Source organism: Pseudomonas gingeri (assembly GCF_013386165.1).
In the GTDB taxonomy this organism is placed as follows: Bacteria; Pseudomonadota; Gammaproteobacteria; order Pseudomonadales; family Pseudomonadaceae; genus Aquipseudomonas; species Aquipseudomonas gingeri_C.
In genome coordinates this window covers 1-19264 of sequence record NZ_JACAOS010000035.1, presented here as the reverse complement: position 1 = coordinate 19264, position 19264 = coordinate 1, and the positions used below count along the sequence as shown (strand labels likewise).

The window sequence follows — 19264 nt, the reverse complement described above, 5'->3', positions numbered from 1 at the left end:
CCCCTCAGTCCAGATGCAGCACTTTTTCCAGGAACTCGCGGGTTCGCGGCTCCTTTGGTTGAGTGAATATCTGACTGGGCGGACCTTGCTCGACGACCTTGCCGTTGGCACAAAACACGACCCGTGAAGCGATGTTCTTCGCGAAGTGCATATCGTGGGTGACGATGATCATGGCCATCTTTTCCTCTGCCAATTGCATCATCACGCTCTGCACTTCCGTGACCATTTCCGGGTCAAGTGCTGATGTCACTTCATCGAACAACATCAACTTGGGTTCCAGCATCAACGCGCGAGCAATAGCGACACGTTGCTTCTGTCCGCCAGAAAGCTGGCTGGGGTAAGCGTTCAGCTTGCTTTCCAGGCCAAGCCGGGCCAGAAAGACCCGGGCCTTCGCGGTGGCCTGGGCCTTGGAAAGCCCATGAACCTTCATAGGTGCCAGAATGAGGTTGCTCAGAACCGAAAGATGCGGGAATAGGGTGTAATGCTGAAAAACCATCCCCACTTGAGTTTGCAGGCCCGAGTCGAGCGGCTTGCCACGGCTCTTTCTGGAGTTACCGTCTATGTAAGGCTTGCCCTGAAAACTGATAGTGCCGCCCTGAATACTTTCCAGGCCCATCATGACTCGCAACAGCGAACTCTTGCCGCTGCCGCTCGGGCCTATGATGACCAACCGATCATCGGCGCGCATGTCGAGATCTAGGTGGTCCATGACCACCAACCCTTCACCGTACGTTTTGTAAACGTCACGCAGTTGAATGAAATCAGAACCAGCCGAATTCGGGATGAACGAAGCCTGTGGCTGGGTGGCCACCGCTAAAGAAGCTTTCATAAGGGGTCTCCAGGAGAGCGGCAATCGCGGCCGCTCTCGGGATTCTGACTAGGAGTTACTTGGCGTTTTTGTTTTCCGCGTTCGCGAGTGCAGAGGCCTTGTCGACCAACGCCGCGATCTCACCGGTTTCACGCCGCTGAGTCAGATAGATGTTCAGCACTTGCAGGTCGGAGGGCGCTGCATCGCGATTGATGCCAAACGCCACACCTTGTTTGGCCAGAGCCGGGACCGGCAGAATTTCCTTGGTCCAGTCAGGGTTGGCAATAGCAAACAAATGATTGGTGTCGCTGGCGTCGACCAGTACATCTGCACGATGGGACATCACGGCCAGACGTGTTTCATCCATACCTGGCAGGCGCATCACCGAGCCTTGTTTGACGACGGCACTGATGGCCTTGTCCGCTGCCGTACCTGACATGACCGCGAAAGAAACACCCGGCTTGTCATAGTCCGCTATCGCGCTTCCCGCGCTGGCAAATTTGGGATTGTCCTTATTGGTCAGCAGCGAGATCTGGTAGTCAGTGGCCGGCACGGAGAACGTGACAGCCATGGCGCGTTCAGGCGTTTGGTTCAAGGCCATCGCCATGTCCCATTTACCCCCCTGAAGTCCCGCTACCAAATTGTCCCAGTTGGTATCAACGAACTCGACTTTAACCTTCAGGACCTTCTCTCCAAAGTCGCGGCAAAGATCAACGAAGTAACCACTGTATTGCCCCGAGCGGGCGTCACGCATGACGTAAGGGGCAGCGACAGCGGCACCACAACGTAAGACACCGGCCTTCTGAACACCTTGCCATAACGTGGCATCGGCTGCCTGGGCGGTAGCCTGGCTCAGAAGCGCGCCGGTGGCGGCTGCACAAAGAAACATATTTCGGACGGAGCGAGAGAATAAACGAGCCATGTGAACCTCACCGATATGTAGTTGTTTTAGGCAGAAAGGTCAAAACGTGGAAGCGTGTGCGCCGTCATGTGTGCAGCGCTGTATGCAGACTATGTTTGAACGAATTGGTCTGTCAACAGGATTTCTGGAATATTTGGAGAAGGTGACCGAGCGGTCGAAGCACCGCCCGCAGGTACCCAGCGCGTCAGCTTGTCTGCTGCACGGCGTGCATGAAATGGTCGAGAATCAGGCTCGGGCGGCGGTTTTTAGCTGTCACAACCGCAATCGGGGCCTCGAAGGAAAACCGCTCAGGGCTGATCGCGGCCATCTGCCCTTTCTCAACCCACGTGTCCGCGTAGTGATCAGGCAGAAACCCGATAAAGCTTCCGGTCAGGATCAGAAAAGCAATGCCTTCACGGTCGGTCGCGGTAGCAACGCAGTGGAGCAAATGGTGGAGCCCTATCGCCTCGGCAGTCATGCGAAAACTGGGGACAACCGCGTCCATGTCTCGCAAATCATTCGGCGACAACTGGCCGGCGCGACTGAAAAGTGCATGCTCATTGCTGCAATACAGAAATGATCGTTCCTCGTAGAGCGAGCCGTATTCAAGCCCGGATAGCGGGGTTATCAACGGAATCACGCCGACATGAAGTCGCCCATCAAGCAAGCCCCGCTCAATCTCCCCTGGCGTGGTCATACTCAGGTTCACAGTGACGTCACCCTGTGCCCGCAGTGATTTGAGCGCCTTGGTAATCCGCATCTTTGGCTGGGTTACCAGGTTGTTCATGACGCCGATATTGAGATCTCCACGCAGCTCACTGTGGAGTTGATTCACCTCGGTACGAAATCCCTCGATGGCGACCAGTACCGCTTCTGCGGAACGGAGCACCTCACGACCCTCGTCTGTCAACGCAAAGCCTGCACGCCCCCTTTGGCACAAGCGAACCCCCAAACGTTTTTCCAGATCGGCCATGTGCACGCTGATGGCCGACCGGCTGATGCCCAGGGCCGTTTCCGCCGCGGAAAAACTGCCGCACTGCACCACCGTTTTGAAGAGTCGTAAAAGTCGCAGGTCAAAATCGCTGACCTGGGTGAGCGGTGCATTCTTTGCCATAGGTGAACAATCCTAAACGTTAAGGTTTAATGTTTAAGATTTATAACACCCATTGATCAGGCGCATCCTGTATTTAGCACTGTCAGGAGGCAGCCCAATGACTCAACCATCGCCAGCATCACTTGCCCAAGAAACCGACCCTTATGGAGCCTCATTGCGTTTCGAGCGAGAGCGCCAGCGCCTCAGCAAGTCGGTCAATACCAGACAATACCTTTAAGGTATTCAGCAATACTTACTCAATATTAGACAGCACAAAACAAAGGAGAGAAGCTAAAACACATCACAATAATACTTAAAGAGCATCACCATGCAGTCCCACTCCTCCTGGATCGTCCTGTCCATCACCGCCGTCTACATGCTCAGCCTCGCGCTGATCAGTTTCGCTGTGCGTCGACACTCTCGCAGCGCCAATAACTACACCACCGGCGGCGGGCACTTTCCGGCGTTTCTGATCGGCTTTCTGATGCTCTCGGAATTCATCGGCACCGCCGTCAGTATCGGCACCGCGCAAACCGGCTTCAAAACCGGGATCTCCGCCGCCTGGAACCTCTTCGCCCTGGCCTTGGGCTTTGTGTTGTTCGCCTGGCTGCTGGCGCGCAAATACAAGGACCTGGGCGACAACACCATCTCCGGTGTGCTGTCGCGCAACTACGGGCAGAAAACCCGGTTTGCCACTTCGATCATCACCATTTTCGCCCTGGAAATCGTCGCGGTGTCCATCTACGCCAGCGGCGGCGCGGTGCTGGCCAGCGTGCTGCAAGTCGATCGCACGCTGGCGATCATCCTTGTCGGTGTGGTGTCGGTGCTGTACGTCAGCATCGGCGGCATGCGTTCGGTCATCTACACCAACTTCGTCCACGCCAGCCTCAAGTACCTCGGCGTCGGGCTGGCGCTGTGGTTCGGCTTGAAACAGGTGGGCGGCATCGGCGCTCTGCAGACTCAGTTGCCGAAAAGCATGTTCGACTGGACCGCCATCGGCTGGGGTCAGATCATCGCCTGGATGATTGCCGGCATCGGCTCGATCTTCTCCACCCAATATGTGATTCAGGCGGTGAACACCGTCAGCGATGCGGGCAAGGCGCAACGGGCGTGCTTCTATTGCGCGGGCCTGATGATCCCCTTCGGTATCGGGGCGGCCTTGATCGGCATGTGCAGCGCCGCGTTGTTTCCCCAGGTGGATTCGCTGCAAGCCTTTCCCCGGCTGATCGCGAGCATGGATCAACTGACCGCCGGCCTGGTGGTGGCCGGTTTGGCCGGCTCGCTGTTCGGGACCATTTCGGCGGTGAGCATGGGCTCGGCCACGTTGCTGTTGCGCGACTTCTACGAGCCCTGGTTCAACCCGGAAAAAAGCGACGTCAAATCCCTGCGTTTTGTCCGCCTGGCGACCATCGCCGTCGGCCTGCTGCCGATCGCGCTGGCCCTGACCTCCGACAAAGTGCTGATGATCGCCTTCCTCGGCAAAGCCCTGCGCGCGTCCCTGGCGGTGCTGGTGCTGATGGTGTTCTACGCGCCCAAATTCGGCACGCCGAAAGCCGCGTTCATCAGCATCATCGCCTCCCTGGTAGCGACGGTCGGGTGGTTCCTGGCCGGCAATCCGTGGGGCGTCGACAATGCCTATATCGCGCTGTTCACGCCGCTGGTGATCATGAGCATCGGTCACTTTACGCGGAGCGACACCAGCCGTTCGCCCCTGAAAGCCCTGGAACTGCCCTGATCCCGGCGCTCGCCCAACACCCGATAGATCAAGCCGCCCAGGGCTTGATCGCTCTCAACGCAGCAGCGCCCGCGCCACGTTTTTTGCCTGAGGCACGGGTGACGCTTCGCTCACCGTCGAGGTGACCATCGTCGCAATAATCGACTTGAGCGCCAGTTGCCCCACCGGCTGGCCCTGACTGTCAGTCACCACCAACTCATCGAGGCCGGCTTCAACCAGTCGTTTGACCGCCGACTCCAGTGACGTCCCAGTGGGAACCGCCAGCGTGGCTCCGGCCTTCACCTGGACAAACGGGCTCATGATGGCCTTGACGCTGATCACCCGGCCGCGGTTCACTTCCTTGACGAAGTTGGCGATGTAATCGTCGGCGGGGCTCATGACGATCTCCTGCCGGGTGCCTTGTTGCACCACCTCACCGTCACGCAAGATCGCGATGCGATCACCGATACGCAGCGCCTCATCCAGGTCATGGGTAATGAAGACGATGGTCTTCCTGATTTCTTTCTGCAGGTCCAGCAGCACCGATTGCATGTCCATGCGGATCAGCGGGTCCAGGGCCGAAAACGCTTCATCCATCAACAGGATCGGCGCGTCGCTGGCCAGGGCTCGGGCCAGGCCGACGCGCTGCTGCATGCCGCCGGAAAGCTGATTCGGGTAGTGCCGCTCGTAGCCCTTGAGGCCGACCCGCTCCAGCCAACCCATGGCGATATCCACTTGCCTGCCACGGGCCATGCCCTGGATCTCCAAGCCATAGACGGCATTCTCGAGCACGGTCCGGTTCGGCAGCAGCGCGAACTTCTGGAACACCATGGAAATGCTATGCCGGCGAAACTCCCGCAACGCGTGGGGGCTCATCTTCAGCACATCCACACCACCGACGATGACTTCGCCCGCCGTGGGTTCGATCAAGCGGTTGATATGGCGGATCAAGGTCGATTTGCCTGACCCGGAAAGCCCCATGATCACCTGGATACCGCCGGACGGCATGCTGATATTGATGTCCTTCAAGCCCAGCACATGGCTATGCCGGCTCAGCAGCTCAGCCTTGCTCATGCCCTGCTGGACCCGCTCGATACTGGTGTGCGCCTGGTAACCGAAGATCTTGTAGAGATGTTTGATTTCGATGCCGAAATCATCGCTCGGATTAGTGGCCATGGACCCGCTCCAGATGCTTTTGCAGTCTTCTGCCATAGGCTTGGCTGACCCGATCGAAAATCACCGCGATGCCGACAATGGCCAGGCCGTTGAACATGCCCAGGGTGAAGTATTGGTTGGAAATGGCCTTGAGCACCGGTTGCCCGAGTCCCTCGACCCCGATCATCGAGGCGATGACCACCATGGCCAGGGCCATCATGATCGTCTGGTTGATGCCGGCCATGATCGAGGGCAACGCCAGCGGCAACTGGACATTTTTCAGCTTCTGCCAACTGGAAGAACCAAAGGCGTCGGCGCACTCCAGCATCTCGGCATCGACGTGGCGGATGCCGAGGTTGGTCAGGCGAATCATCGGCGGCAAGGCATAGACCACCACCGCAATCAGCCCCGCAACCTTGCCGATACCCAGCAGCATCACCACCGGAATCAGGTAGACAAAACTCGGCAGCGTCTGCATCACGTCGAGTACCGGGCTGATCACGTTGCGCAGGCGATTGGAGCGCGCCATGGCAATGCCGGTGGGCAAGCCGATGATGATGGAGATGACGGTGCAGACAAAGATCATCGACAGGGTTTTCATGGTGTCGGTCCACATGTCCAGGTAACCGATCGCCATCAGCGTGAACACACAACCCAGGACGATTCGCCCACTGCGGCTGGCGAACCAGGCAATCAGGGCCACCAGGACAATGATGATCGGCCACGGCGTGGTGGTCATGAACCGCTCGGATTGATTGAGGAACACTTGCAACGGCTGGAAAAACGCTTCGAAACCATCGCCGTAGGTACTGGTGAAATGGCGAAAGGCACCGTCGATCACCTTTTTCAAGGCGCGGAGTCTTTCGTCATCCATATGCGGAAAGCTGAGTAACCACTCCATGACATTCCCCTTTCGTAGAAGACCATCAGAACCCTGGCAGGTCATTTCAATACATGGGTGTTCTTATTGTTGTGGGTGCCCATGGAGCAAGGCAGCCCGTCGCAACGGGCTGCATGCTCCATGGGATTACAGCGACGCCTTGATCTTGCCGGACGCCTCGGGGCTGACCCACTGGCTCCACAGCGCTTCGTTGTTTTTCAGGAAGTACTTGGCGCCCTCCTCGCCGGTGGCCTGGTTATCGGTCATCCAGGCAATCAGTTTGTTCACCGTGGTATTGGACCAGGCGCGTTTGTTCAGATAGGCCATGACGGTGGGCGAACGCGCGGCGAAGGACTTGGTGGTCAAGGTATAGACCCGGTCGATGGGCCAGCCGTTGGGTTTTGGATCAGGACAGTCGGCGACCGTGTTGCAGCGCTTCCACTCCACCGGATCGACCGCACGGCCATTATCCAGCTTGACCATCGGGTACTTGCCCAACAAGGCCGTGGGTGCCCAGTAAAACCCCAACCAGGGCGCCTTGCGTTCGTAGGCTTTGGCGATGGAGCCGTCCAGCGCCGCCGCCGAACCGGTATCGACCAGCACAAAGCCGGCCTTCTCGAATCCGTACGCTTTGTAGAACTGGCTGGTGACCACCGTGCCGCCCCAGCCTTGCGGACCGTTGTAGATCGCACCTTTTTTCGCGTCGTCGGGGGCCGGGAACAGTTCAGGGTGCTTCTTCACATCATCGAAACTCTTGATGTCCGGGTGAGCGTCGGCGATGTACTTGGGAATCCACCAACCCTGGGAGCCGCCGTCGGACAAGGAGTTCGCCGCCTGAATCAGGTTACCGCTCTGAATGCCGCTCCTGACGACTTCGGGCACCAGGTCGATCCAACCTTCCGGAGCGATGTCGGGGCGGCTTTTTTCAGCCATCGAGGTGATCGTCGGCACCGTGTCCCCGGTGACCAGGCTGGCATTGCAGCCGTAGCCGGCATTGAGGATCAACTTGTCGACGTTGGCCATAACCTCGGCCGATTGCCAGTTCATGTTGGCGATGGTCACATCACCACACTCAGCCGCTGCCGCCCATCCACTGAAGGCGACGATCCCCAGGGCAAGTCCCGTCTTCGAGAAAGACTTTATATTCATAAACGCTAACCTCGATTGCGGCCAGAGTTAGGAAGGGCCAACTACCGCGTCATCGGACCTTCTTGGGTGTCAGCAGAATGGACAAATGGACCCATGGCATTGGCGACCGAGGCCGCCGAATCCAGACCTGCTTTTATTGTTTTATCGAAGCCGCCGGCAATCATGGCTTCAAGGCCCGCGGCGGTGACGCCGTGGTAACTGATGAGGGTCTGCAAGAGTTCATCGATGCCGTAGCCATGGCCGATCAGTTGGCTGGCGTCCACCACGACGGCACTCACCGCGCGCAGGGCAATGGCGGGAGGCAAGCCAGTGCCCACGGCGTGTTCGAGCAGGCTGCGCGCCAGCAGCGCCGGGTACGCCGGCCCGGTCCCCACCAGCGCCGTCAGGTAGTTCAAATGGCCTTCGCTGAAGATCTGGTCGGCGCCGCCGAAGGTTTCGAACAGTCGCTGGGCGAAGGCTTTCTGTGGATCACTGACCGCCTGCGCGGCCAACCAGGGCGTGTAGGACTTGCCGATTTGCGCGGCGGCATTGGGCATGGCGCGGATCACCTGGCGGCTGCCGGTCAGCGCTACCACATCCGCCAGTGGCACGCCGGCCATCAAGGAAATCACCAGGCGGTTTTCAGCGAAAATTTCCACCTCGGCAAACTGCTCTGGCCGTACGGCGAGGATGACCACCTCGCTACGTTCCACCAAGGCCTGGTTGTCGCACGTCAGTGTCACCTGCGACCACCTGCCACTCGGTAACGGGTGGTGACCGCTACGGTTCGACAGCACCAACGCCTCGGGCTGGATAAGCGCCTTCTCGAGCAGCGCCAGGGCAATCGAGCGGCCAAGCCATCCCGATCCACCGATAATGCCTATCGTGGGTGCGTCGCACATAGGAACCTGCCTTCGTCAGTCAGAAGTCGCGGTCATTGCGGGCTGGACGCTGAAGCGTCATAGCCATGGCGCGAGTAGAAGCGTTTCAACTCGCGCTCCTGGGGTTCCTGGCCCGTGAAGATCTTCACGTACTCGGGAATCCGCCGCATTCGCTCCCCGATGTCCTCTCGGGTGTTGGTGCTGATGTAGCCGATCTGTGTGAGGTAAATCGTTCGCGCCCGCACATCGGCGCCGTCAAACTCGTAGTTGAAGCCCATGAACATGCGGATCAAGGCTTCACGTCGGGCGATGTCGGCGACCCGGATATGTTCGGCCACTTCAGCGGACTGCAAGGCCCAGCTGCGCATGGCGAACTCGAACTGGGAATCGAACAGCTCGGGGTTCAGCCAACAGTCAAAAACATTGAGCATCGCCTCGGCAATGCTCTCGGCATAACACTCGGTCTGGGCGATCAGATTGCCGGTGTTCTTCACCCGCCAACGTTCGATCAGGGCGCCGAGCAACTCTTCGCGATCCTTGAAGAACCAATAGAAACTGGTTCGCGACAGCCCCAGCTTCTTGGCCAGGGGCATCACCCGCACGGTGTCGACACCGCACTCGGTCAGGCTCTCATACGCGGCATCGAGCCACCCTTCCAGGGACCCTCGCCAGCCGCTTTCTACTGCTTTGGTCTGTTCGTTCATGGCTCGATCCTAATCCCTCACTTCACACCGCGCAAGCAAAATGTACACCTGTGTCTAGTGTGTTGACACAGGTGTACATTTCGCCCTAACGTAATTTCAACTTAGGTCCTCGCCCTCTTCCGGAGAGTCTTGACGATGCTGAATGATCCGCTCCTCCAGCCCTATCAGTTGAAGCACCTGACTCTGCGCAACCGCATCATGACCACCGCCCACGAACCGGCCTATCCGGTCGACGGCATGCCCAAGGATCTGTATCGCGCCTACCACGTGGAGCGGGCGAAGGCCGGCGTGGCCCTGACCATGACCGCCGGGTCTGCTGCGGTTTCACGGGACAGCCCGCCGGTGTTCAACAACATCCTCGCCTACAAGGATGAGGTGGTCGGCTGGATGCGCGACCTGACCGACGCCTGCCACGAACATGGCGCTGCGGTGATGATCCAGTTGACGCACCTGGGCCGGCGCACCCGTTGGGACAAGGGCGACTGGTTGCCGGTGGTGTCGCCGTCGTTCGAGCGCGAGGCCTCCCATCGTTCCTTCCCGAAGAAGATGGAAGACTGGGATGTGGAACGCATCATCAAGGACTATGCCGACGCCGCCGAACGGATGAAGGCCGCCGGCCTGGATGGCATCGAGCTGCAAGCCTACGGGCATCTGATGGATCAGTTCTGGTCGCCGCTGACCAACGATCTCGATGCACCCTATGGCGGCTCCATCGACAATCGGCTGCGCTTTACCTTCGAGATTCTGCGGGCCATTCGCCAACGCGTCGGCCATGAATTTATCGTCGGCGTGCGTTATACCGGCGACGAGCAAATGCCCGGGGGGCTGACCCAGGCCGATGGCCTGGACATCTCCCGACGCCTGAAAGACAGCGGCATGGTGGACTTCCTTAACGTGGTCCGCGGCCATATCGACACCGACGCCGGCTTGACTGACCTGATTCCGATCCAGGGCATGCGCAACTCGCCGCACCTGGACTTCGCCGGGGAGATTCGCGCCGCCACCGACTTCCCCACGTTTCATGCGGCGAAGATTCCGGACGTGGCCACCGCCCGCTACGCCATCGCCTCGGGCAAGGTCGACATGGTCGGCATGACCCGCGCGCACATGACCGATCCGCATATCGTGCGCAAGATCATCGAGGGTCGTGAGGAGGACATTCGTCCCTGCGTCGGCGCCAACTATTGCCTGGACCGGATCTACCAGGGCGGGGCCGCCTACTGCATCCACAACCCGGCCACCGGTCGCGAAACCAGCATGCCCCATGACATCCCCAAGGCGCCGAACAAGCGCAAGATCGTGATTGTCGGCGCCGGCGTCGCCGGGCTGGAAGCGGCGCGGGTGGCAGCGGAACGCGGCCATGAGGTGCTGGTGTTCGAAGCCGCCAACCAGGCCGGCGGGCAGGTCCGACTCACCGCGCAATCGGAACGCCGGCGGGAAATGATCAGCATCGTCGAGTGGCGCATGGCCCAGTGCCAGAAGCTGGGCGTGACCTTTCGCTTCAATACCTGGGCCGAGTCCAGCACCGTGCACGATGAAAACCCCGACGTGGTGATCATCGCCACCGGCGGCCTGCCCCACACCGAGATTCTCTCGGCCGGCAACGAGCTGGTGGTCTCGGCCTGGGACATTATTTCCGGGGATGTGAAACCCGGCCGCAATGTCCTGCTGTTCGACGATGCCGGTGATCATGCCGGCCTGCAAGCCGCCGAGTTCATCGCCAAAAGTGGCGCCAAAATCGAAATCATGACGCCGGACCGGACCTTTGCCCCGGAAGTCATGGCCATGAACCTGGTGCCCTACATGCGCTCTCTGCAAGCGCTGGACACCACCTTCACGGTCACCTTCCGCCTGCTCGCCGTCGCGCGCGAGGGCCAGGAGCTGCTGGCCAGCATCGACAGTGACTATGGCAATGCGCGCAAGGTCCGGCGAGTCGATCAAGTGGTGGTCAACCACGGCACCCGGCCGCTGGACGAACTGTATTTCGAGCTGAAACCGGCGTCGAGCAATGGCGGCGTGGTTGAACACCTGGACCTGATCGTCGGCCACCCGCAGCAGGTCGTGACCAACCCGAACGGCCGCTTCCAGCTGTTTCGCATCGGCGATGCAGTGGCGGCCCGCAACACCCATGCCGCGATCTACGATGCCTTGCGACTGGTCAAGGACTTGTAAAGCAACCCGCTCCCCGGTGAAGAACATGCCAGACAATGAAGCCCCATCCTGGAGAATTACCGCCAAGAACGGCATTCAAGGCCCGGTCAGAGGCTCGCTCTATCATTCGTCTTCGACTGATGAATGGCTGCCGACGGCGGCTGAGGGCTTTTGGACCAAGCCGCTGTTCGAGGACGCCGAGCGCGGCGAAAAGACCCTGCTGATGAAGGTCGATCCCGGCGCCCATGTCGCCAGCCACACCCATGAAGGGGAACTGGAGCAGTTATTCGTACTGCAAGGCTCATTCTTTGATCAGGATCGAACACTGAATGTCGGCGACTACTGTTGCCGTGCACCGGATGCGGCACACAGCGCGGGTTCGGCACAGGGGGCCATCCTGATGGTGATTTATACCCGGCGTTGAATAGACGCGGCAGACGATGGCCGACGGTCCCTTTGCGGAGGCCGCCGGTTGCATTGGCGCTAGATCCCGAAACGGTCACGCAGGGCGTAATACGCGGCGCCCATGGCGGTAAGCGGCGCCTGGAAGGTCCGTCCACCGATCATCGGCATGTGCGGCAAGGAGGCGAACGCATCGAAGCGTTCGGCGTCGCCGCGAATCACTTCCGAGATCAGTTTGCCGGCCAGGTGCGAGCAGGTGACGCCGTGGCCGCTGTAGCCTTGCATGTAGTAGGCGTTTTTCTCGATACGACCGAATTGCGGCATGCGTGACATGGTCAGCAGGAAATTGCCGGTCCAGCGGTAGTCGATTTTCACGTCCTTCAGTTGCGGGAAGGTCTTGAGGATTTTCGGTTTGATCAGTTGCTCGATGTCGTCCGGCTCGCGGGCACCGTAGACCACACCACCACCGTACAGCAGGCGGTTGTCAGCAGTCAGGCGGTAGTAGTCGAGCAGGTAGTTGCAGTCTTCGACGCAGTAGTTGTGGGTGATCAGGCTGCGGGCGACTTTTTCCGACAACGGCTCGGTCACGACAATCTGCGAACCGCAGGGCATGCTTTTGCGGGTCACGCGGCTGTCGAGGTCCTGAGGCAGGTAGGCGTTACCGGCGATCAGCAGGTACTTGGCCCGCACCACGCCTTTGGCGGTACGCACGGTGATCGGCTCGCCGTAAGTGATGTCCACCGCAGCCGATTGTTCGAAGATCCTGCCGCCCAGGCCGATCAGGGCTGAGGCTTCGCCCAGGGCCAGGTTCAGCGGGTGGATGTGGCCGCCCTGCATGTCCAACAGACCGCCGACGTAGTTGTTGCAACCCACCTCGCGCTTGATCTCGGCCGCGTCGAGCATTTTCAGGTGCTTGTTGCCGTAACGCTCCCAGCTGCTTTTCTGCTCGACCAGGCCTTTGAGCTGCTTGTTGTTCAGCGCGGCAAAGATGCCACCCGGACGGTAATCACACTGGATGTCGTAGTGCTGTATGCGCTGACGGATGATGTCGGCGCCTTCGAAAATCATGCTGCCAAGGACTTCGGCAGTTTTGTCGCCGTAGCGGGCTTCGATGACATCAACGTCACGGCTGTAGGAGTTGACCAGTTGACCGCCGTTGCGACCACTGGCCCCGAAACCGACTTTCGCGGCCTCGAGCACGGTCACGCTGTAGCCCGCTTCGGCCAGGAACAGCGCCGAGGACAGGCCGGTGTAGCCGGCACCGATGACGCAGACATCACACTCCACCGACTCTTCAAGCACCGGGAAGTCACCGGTGTGATTGCGGGTCGCGGCGTAGTAACTGTTTACATGTGTTTGTTTCATAAATCTCTCCGATGGCCGCCGGCACGCGCCGACGACCGTCGTTGCAAAGGTGTCAGAGCTTGATCCAGGTCGCTTTGAGTTCGGTGTATTTGTCGAACGCATGCAGCGATTTGTCTCGACCGTTACCCGACTGTTTGAACCCGCCAAACGGTGCGGTCATGTCGCCGCCGTCGTACTGGTTGACCCAGACGCTGCCGGCGCGCAGGCCACGGGCAAAGGTGTGGGCCTTGCTCAGGTTGCTGGTCCACACGCCGGCGGCCAGGCCGAAGATGCTGTCATTGGCAATTTCCAGGGCTTGCTGCTCGGTGTCGAAGGTGATCAGCGACAGCACCGGGCCGAAGATCTCTTCCCGGGCGATGGTCATGGCATTGGTCACGCCATCGAAAATCGCCGGCTCCACGTACAGGCCACCGGTGTCTTCGAGGACGCGATTGCCGCCGGCAATCAGTTGCGCGCCCTGGTCTTTGCCGAGCTGGATGTAGCGCAGCACCGACTCCAGTTGGCGCTGATCGACCAGCGCGCCCACCGTGGTCGCCGGGTCCAGGGCATGCCCCGGTTTCCAGGCTTGCAGTGCTTCGACCAGCAAGGCAATGAACGGCTCGCGAATCGAGCGTTCCACCAGCAGGCGCGAGCCGGCGGTGCAGACTTCACCCTGGTTGAAGGCAATGGCGCCGGCCGCCGCTTGGGCCGCCGCGCGCAAATCCGGCGCGTCGGCAAACACCACGTTCGGGCTCTTGCCCCCGGCTTCGAGCCAAACGCGTTTCATATTGCTTTGGCCGGCGTAGATCAGCAGTTGCTTGGCAATCGCGGTCGAGCCGGTAAAGGCCAGAACGTCGACGTCCATGTGCAACGCCAGCGCTTTGCCGACGGTGTGACCGAAGCCCGGCAGAACGTTGAACACGCCTTTCGGAATACCCGCGTCCAGCGCCAACTGGGCGATACGGATAGCCGTCAGGGGCGACTTTTCCGAAGGTTTGAGGATGAACGAGTTACCGGCCGCCAGGGCCGGAGCGAACTTCCAGCTGGCCATGATCAGCGGGAAATTCCACGGCACGATGGCCGCGACAACCCCTGCGGGTTCACGGGTGATAAGCCCCAGTTGGTCGTGCGGCGTGGCCGCGACTTCATCGTAGAGCTTGTCGATCGCTTCGGCGCTCCAGCGGATCGCGTTGGCAGTCGCCGGAATGTCGATGGCCATGGAATCGCTGATGGGCTTGCCCATGTCCAGGGTTTCCAGCAGCGCCAGTTCTTCCTGGTGCGCCAGAATCAGATCGGCGAAACGAATCAGGATGCGCTTGCGCTCGGCCGGGGCCTGTTTGGCCCAGATGCCGGACTCGAAGGCCTGGCGCGCCACGAGCACCGCCGCATTGGCGTCGGCCTCGTCGGTGCTGGCGACGTTCGCCAGAAAGCTACCGTCCACCGGGCTCATGCATTCAAAGGTGGCACCGCTGAGTGCCGGGCGGTATTGGCCGTCAATGAATGCACGGCCTTCCAGTGTCAAGGACTGAAAGCGTTGCTCCCAGTCGCTGCGGGTGTTTGTCATTGAAGTGACTCGATGCAGAGAAACAAGTAAATGACCGCGATCAGCCGATCAAACCGTGTGCAGGTACCAGTTGTACTCAAGGTCCGAGATGGAGTTCTCGAACTCGGCGAGCTCACTTTCCTTGCACGCCACGAAGACATCGATGTACAGCGGGTCGATGTAGCGGGCCATGACTTCGCTGTCGTCCAGCTCGCGCAAAGCATCACGCAGGTTGTTCGGCAGGCTCTGCTCGTTCTGCTCGTAGCTGTTGCCTTCCACCGGAGCGCCCGGTTCGATTTCGTGGGTCAAGCCGTGGTGAATACCGGCCAGGACGGACGCCATCAACAGGTACGGGTTGGCATCGGCACCGGCGACCCGGTGTTCAATCCGCACCGAATCGGCGGAACCGGTTGGCACACGCACCGCCACGGTCCGGTTGTCGATGCCCCAGCTCGGCGAGTTCGGCACATAGAACTGCGCGCCGAAACGCCGGTACGAGTTGACGTTCGGGCAGAGGAAGGCCATCTGCGCCGGCAGGGTCTCGAGCACACCGCCGATCGCGTGACGCAAGGCGGCGTTCTGCTCGGGATCCTCGCTGGCAAAGATGTTGTTGCCTTCCTTGTCGAGAATCGAGATATGCACGTGCAGACCATTGCCGGCCTGGCCCGGATACGGCTTGGCCATGAAGGTGGTGTCCATCTCATGGTCGTAGGCGATGTTCTTCACCAGACGCTTGAGCAGCACCGCGTAATCGCAGGCCTTGATCGGGTCGTTGACGTGATGCAGGTTGACTTCGAACTGCGCCGGGGCGCTTTCCTTGACGATGGCATCCGCTGGAATGCCCTGCTCTTTCGCTCCTTCAAGGATGTCCTGCAGGCAGTCGACGTATTCGTCGAGGTCATCGATCAGGTAGACCTGGGTCGACATCGGACGTTTGCCGGACACCGGCGAGCGTGGCGACTGCGGACGGCCGTTCACGTTGTCCTGGTCGATCAGGTAGAACTCGAGTTCAAAGGCCGCGCAAATGGTCAGGCCCATGTCATCGAACTTGCTCACGACCTGGCGCAACACTTCCCGTGGGTCAGCGAAAAAGGGCTGGCCTTCCAGCTCGTGCATGGTCATCAACAGTTGCGCGGTCGGGCGCTTCTGCCAAGGCTCGATGCAGAGGGTATCGGGGATGGGGTAGCAGATTCGATCCGAGTCGCCGATGTCCAGACCCAGGCCGGTGCTTTCCACCGTCGAACCATTGATGTCCAGGGCAAACAGCGACGCCGGGAGGTTGATGCCTTTTTCGTAGACCTTGTGGAGACTGGTGCGCTCGATGCGCTTGCCGCGCACCACGCCGTTCATATCCGCAATCAGAAGGTCGACGTACAAAACCTCAGGATATTTCTTAAGGAATGCGTTCGCTTCGTTGAGCTGAACAGCACGCAGGGGGACCGACATGAGGCACCTATTGTGTTAATTATAATGTTCACCGCCCTTTCACGAAGCCAGTCAATCCGAAAGGCAAAGTGAAGTCAATAGCGAACATTCGGCCTCTCATCGTTATCCTACAGGCCGTAATTCGGCACAAATGAGCCAGGTCAGCCTTTCGGCGTCCATAAATCATGAACACCAGACGCACGGCGTTTAGAATTTTTTACACGAGAGTTGTTAATTAAAATTAACAAGGCTAAGCTCCGGAAAAGCTCGTTCAAGTGTGAAACTTCGAGGTGATAAAAATGGCACTCAAGCCATTGATCGGCGTTACTGCGTGCATCAAACAGATTGGCCTGCACCCCTACCACGTCAGCGGCGACAAGTACTTGCGTGCTGTCAGCGTCGCGGCACTGGGGCTGCCGGTGGTCATTCCTTCCCTGGCTGAACTGACCGAGATCGATGAGCTGCTCGCCCATCTGGATGGTTTGTTGCTGACCGGCTCGCCGTCGAATGTGGAACCCTTCCACTATCAAGGTCCTGCCAGCGCACCCGGCACGGATCACGACCCGGCACGCGATGCCACCACCCTTCCTCTAGTACGTGCCGCGATTGCTGCGGGCATTCCGGTGCTTGGCATCTGCCGCGGCTTTCAGGAAATGAACGTGGCGTTCGGTGGCAGCCTGCATCAGAAAGTCCACGAACTTCCCGGCTTCCTCGATCACCGCGAAGCGGATCATCCGGATGTCGCCGTGCAGTACGCACCGGCCCACGCCGTCAACGTGCAACCGGGCGGCGTGTTCGAAGCGCTGGATCTGCCACGGGTATTCCAGGTCAATTCGATTCACAGCCAGGGCATCGACCGACTGGCCCCCGGCCTGCGTGCCGAAGCCGTCGCACCGGATGGCTTGATCGAGGCGATCTCCGTCGAGCACAGCCAGGCGTTTGCCGTCGGCGTGCAGTGGCACCCGGAATGGCAGGTCCTGGACAACCCGCCCTACCTGAGCATTTTCCAGGCGTTTGGCGAGGCCTGCCGGCAACGCGCGGCGCTTCGCGATAGCCGCTGACTGACGACCTCAGCCTCTCTCCAACGATTTAACTGCCCCCGTGAAGCGGACGGGCGTGCCTTGGCGCGCCAGTCCCTCACGACAGCCACACACCGCGATAACAACAAGCACGACCAGGCAGCCAGGACGGCGGCGCCGAATCAACCCGCTCGCTGTGGGTTGGCAATCAACTATTAAGTCGGGCCGTGTTGGCCCGGCGACTGAAACCTGTTGGGAGTTTCACATGGCAAACGCCTCCAGCATCTACAGGAAGGCTCTTGAAGGTCAGCAGGCACCGAAGCAGGTGCTGGTCAAAATAGACAGGGTCACAAAGAAGTTCGATGAGACGATTGCCGTGGACGATGTGTCCCTGGAAATCAAGAAGGGCGAGATCTTCGCCCTGCTCGGCGGATCGGGTTCGGGTAAATCCACCTTGCTGCGTATGCTCGCCGGCTTCGAGCGCCCGACCGAAGGACGGATCTTCCTCGATGGCGTCGACATCACCGATCTACCGCCCTACGAGCGGCCGATCAACATGATGTTCCAATCCTATGCGCTGTTCCCGCACATGACCGTGGCGCAGAACATCGCCTTCGGCCTGAAGCAGGACCGTCTGCCCGCCAGCGAAATCGATGCCCGGGTCGCCGAGATGCTCAAGCTGGTGCAGATGAGCCAGTACGCCAAGCGCAAGCCGCACCAACTGTCTGGCGGCCAGCGTCAACGGGTGGCCCTGGCGCGTTCGTTGGCCAAACGGCCGAAGTTGCTGTTGCTCGATGAACCGATGGGCGCGTTGGACAAGAAGCTGCGTTCACAGATGCAACTTGAGCTGGTCGAGATCATCGAGCGCGTCGGCGTGACCTGCGTCATGGTCACCCACGATCAGGAAGAAGCCATGACCATGGCTGAACGCATCGCCATCATGCACCTGGGCTGGATTGCCCAGATCGGCAGCCCGGTGGACATCTACGAAACCCCGGTCAGCCGCCTGGTCTGCGAGTTCATCGGCAACGTGAACGCCTTTGACGGCACGGTCATCGACGATGCCGAGGGCCACGCGGTGATCGGTTGCAAGGACCTGGACCGGAATATCTATGTGGGCCATGGCGTCAGTACCTCGGTGCAGGACAAGTCGATCACCTATGCGATTCGCCCGGAGAAACTGCTGGTCACCCTGCAGAAACCCGAGTGCGAGCACAACTGGTCCAGCGGCAAGGTCCACGACATCGCTTACCTGGGCGGCCACTCGGTGTTCTACGTCGAGCTGCCGAGCGGCAAGCTGGTGCAGTCCTTTGTCGCCAATGCCGAACGCCGTGGCACGCGGCCGACCTGGGGCGATGAAGTCTACGTCTGGTGGGAAGACGACAGCGGCGTGGTACTGCGCTCATGAGCCTGAAAACCCTGGTGCAACGCATAACCCCCAGTGGCCGCCAAACGGTCATCGGGATTCCGTTCCTCTGGTTGTTCCTGTTCTTCATGCTGCCGTTCTTCATCGTCCTGAAGATCAGCTTCGCCGAAGCAGACGTGGCGATTCCGCCCTACACGCAGATCTATGGTTTCGTTGAGCAGAAGCTGCAGATCATCCTCAACCTCGGCAACTACACGATGCTCGGGGATGACGACCTGTACCTGGCGGCCTACCTCGGGTCGCTGAAGATGGCCTTCTTCAGCACCCTGTTGTGCCTGTTGATCGGCTATCCGATGGCCTACGCCATTTCCCGGGCGCGCAAGGAATTGCAGACCGTGCTGGTGCTGCTGATCATGATGCCGACCTGGACGGCGATCCTGATCCGCGTCTACGCCTGGATGGGGATTCTCAGCAACAACGGGTTGTTGAACGCTTTCCTGATGTGGACCGGGTTGATCAGCGAGCCGTTGCAGATCCTCAATACCAACCTCGCGGTGTATATCGGCGTGGTGTATTCGTATTTGCCGTTCATGATCCTGCCGCTCTACGCCAATCTGGTGAAACACGACCAGAGTCTGCTGGAAGCCGCCTCGGACCTGGGTTCGAGTACCTTCAACAGCTTCTGGAAGATCACCGTGCCGCTGTCGAAGAACGGCATCATCGCAGGTGCAATGCTGGTGTTTATCCCGG

17 protein-coding genes are annotated in these 19264 nt (G+C 59.8%); 6 read left to right on the top strand and 11 right to left on the bottom strand.

Features of this window, described 5'->3' with window-relative positions; genetic code table 11:
• Window positions 1-4 precede the first annotated feature (4 nt).
• From HX866_RS33395 to HX866_RS33385, 3 genes are all read right to left on the bottom strand, one after another.
• A complete protein-coding gene (locus HX866_RS33395) occupies window positions 5-829 on the bottom strand; it encodes an amino acid ABC transporter ATP-binding protein (RefSeq protein WP_177093715.1) in 825 nt (274 codons plus the stop codon).
• A 55-nt stretch (window positions 830-884) separates the two neighbouring features.
• Window positions 885-1730, bottom strand: a complete 846-nt coding sequence (locus tag HX866_RS33390) for a transporter substrate-binding domain-containing protein (RefSeq protein ID WP_177093714.1) — start codon at window positions 1728-1730, stop codon at window positions 885-887.
• Window positions 1731-1914: 184 nt separating this feature from the next.
• Window positions 1915-2823: a LysR family transcriptional regulator gene (locus HX866_RS33385; protein WP_177093713.1), complete on the bottom strand. Its 909-nt coding sequence runs from the start codon at window positions 2821-2823 to the stop codon at window positions 1915-1917.
• Window positions 2824-3130: 307 nt separating this feature from the next.
• Here HX866_RS33385 and HX866_RS33380 point away from each other — a divergent pair, with 307 nt between their 5' ends.
• A complete protein-coding gene (locus HX866_RS33380) occupies window positions 3131-4537 on the top strand; it encodes a sodium:solute symporter family protein (RefSeq protein WP_177141254.1) in 1407 nt (468 codons plus the stop codon).
• Between the two features lie 54 nt (window positions 4538-4591).
• Here HX866_RS33380 and HX866_RS33375 read toward each other — a convergent pair whose 3' ends face one another.
• The 5 genes from HX866_RS33375 to HX866_RS33355 all read right to left on the bottom strand — a co-directional run bounded on the left by HX866_RS33375 (window position 4592) and on the right by HX866_RS33355 (window position 9264).
• On the bottom strand, window positions 4592-5692 hold the full coding sequence (locus HX866_RS33375; RefSeq protein WP_177141253.1) for a quaternary amine ABC transporter ATP-binding protein: 1101 nt from the start codon (window positions 5690-5692) through the stop codon (window positions 4592-4594).
• Window positions 5682-6545, bottom strand: coding sequence for an ABC transporter permease (locus HX866_RS33370; RefSeq protein ID WP_371316690.1), 864 nt, complete (start codon window positions 6543-6545; stop codon window positions 5682-5684). The genes HX866_RS33375 and HX866_RS33370 overlap by 11 nt, the downstream gene beginning before the upstream one ends.
• Before the next feature lie 153 nt (window positions 6546-6698).
• Entirely contained in the window at window positions 6699-7700 is a 1002-nt protein-coding gene (locus tag HX866_RS33365) for an ABC transporter substrate-binding protein (RefSeq protein ID WP_177093709.1), read from the bottom strand.
• A gap of 41 nt (window positions 7701-7741) precedes the next feature.
• Window positions 7742-8581: a pyrroline-5-carboxylate reductase family protein gene (locus HX866_RS33360; protein WP_177141252.1), complete on the bottom strand. Its 840-nt coding sequence runs from the start codon at window positions 8579-8581 to the stop codon at window positions 7742-7744.
• 32 nt (window positions 8582-8613) lie between these two features.
• On the bottom strand, window positions 8614-9264 hold the full coding sequence (locus HX866_RS33355; protein WP_177141251.1) for a TetR/AcrR family transcriptional regulator: 651 nt from the start codon (window positions 9262-9264) through the stop codon (window positions 8614-8616).
• A 135-nt stretch (window positions 9265-9399) separates the two neighbouring features.
• Here HX866_RS33355 and HX866_RS33350 point away from each other — a divergent pair, with 135 nt between their 5' ends.
• Together HX866_RS33350 and HX866_RS33345 are read left to right on the top strand one after the other, a co-directional pair.
• The gene (locus tag HX866_RS33350) at window positions 9400-11436 is read left to right on the top strand and encodes an NADH:flavin oxidoreductase (RefSeq protein ID WP_177141250.1); all 2037 of its coding nucleotides are present in this window, start codon (window positions 9400-9402) and stop codon (window positions 11434-11436) included.
• 25 nt (window positions 11437-11461) lie between these two features.
• Window positions 11462-11839 carry a cupin domain-containing protein gene (locus tag HX866_RS33345; protein ID WP_177141249.1) on the top strand — a complete coding sequence of 126 codons (378 nt, stop codon included), beginning with the start codon at window positions 11462-11464 and terminating at the stop codon, window positions 11837-11839.
• Between the two features lie 59 nt (window positions 11840-11898).
• On the opposite strand, the gene HX866_RS33340 is transcribed toward HX866_RS33345, so the two are convergent.
• The 3 genes from HX866_RS33340 to HX866_RS33330 are packed head-to-tail and all read right to left on the bottom strand — an operon-like array spanning window position 11899 to window position 16150.
• Complete coding sequence (locus tag HX866_RS33340) at window positions 11899-13182, bottom strand: NAD(P)/FAD-dependent oxidoreductase (protein ID WP_177093704.1); 1284 nt, start codon at window positions 13180-13182, stop codon at window positions 11899-11901.
• A gap of 52 nt (window positions 13183-13234) precedes the next feature.
• Complete coding sequence (locus HX866_RS33335) at window positions 13235-14725, bottom strand: aldehyde dehydrogenase (protein ID WP_177093703.1); 1491 nt, start codon at window positions 14723-14725, stop codon at window positions 13235-13237.
• 48 nt (window positions 14726-14773) lie between these two features.
• The gene (locus HX866_RS33330) at window positions 14774-16150 is read right to left on the bottom strand and encodes a glutamine synthetase family protein (RefSeq protein ID WP_177093702.1); all 1377 of its coding nucleotides are present in this window, start codon (window positions 16148-16150) and stop codon (window positions 14774-14776) included.
• 278 nt (window positions 16151-16428) lie between these two features.
• Here HX866_RS33330 and HX866_RS33325 point away from each other — a divergent pair, with 278 nt between their 5' ends.
• The 3 genes from HX866_RS33325 to HX866_RS33315 all read left to right on the top strand — a co-directional run.
• Window positions 16429-17190 carry a gamma-glutamyl-gamma-aminobutyrate hydrolase family protein gene (locus tag HX866_RS33325; RefSeq protein WP_177093701.1) on the top strand — a complete coding sequence of 254 codons (762 nt, stop codon included), beginning with the start codon at window positions 16429-16431 and terminating at the stop codon, window positions 17188-17190.
• Window positions 17191-17413: 223 nt separating this feature from the next.
• Window positions 17414-18556, top strand: a complete 1143-nt coding sequence (locus HX866_RS33320; RefSeq protein WP_177093700.1) for an ABC transporter ATP-binding protein — start codon at window positions 17414-17416, stop codon at window positions 18554-18556.
• A partial coding sequence (locus HX866_RS33315) for an ABC transporter permease subunit (protein WP_177141248.1) occupies window positions 18553-19264 on the top strand: 712 nt, incomplete at its 3' end. The genes HX866_RS33320 and HX866_RS33315, both read left to right, overlap by 4 nt.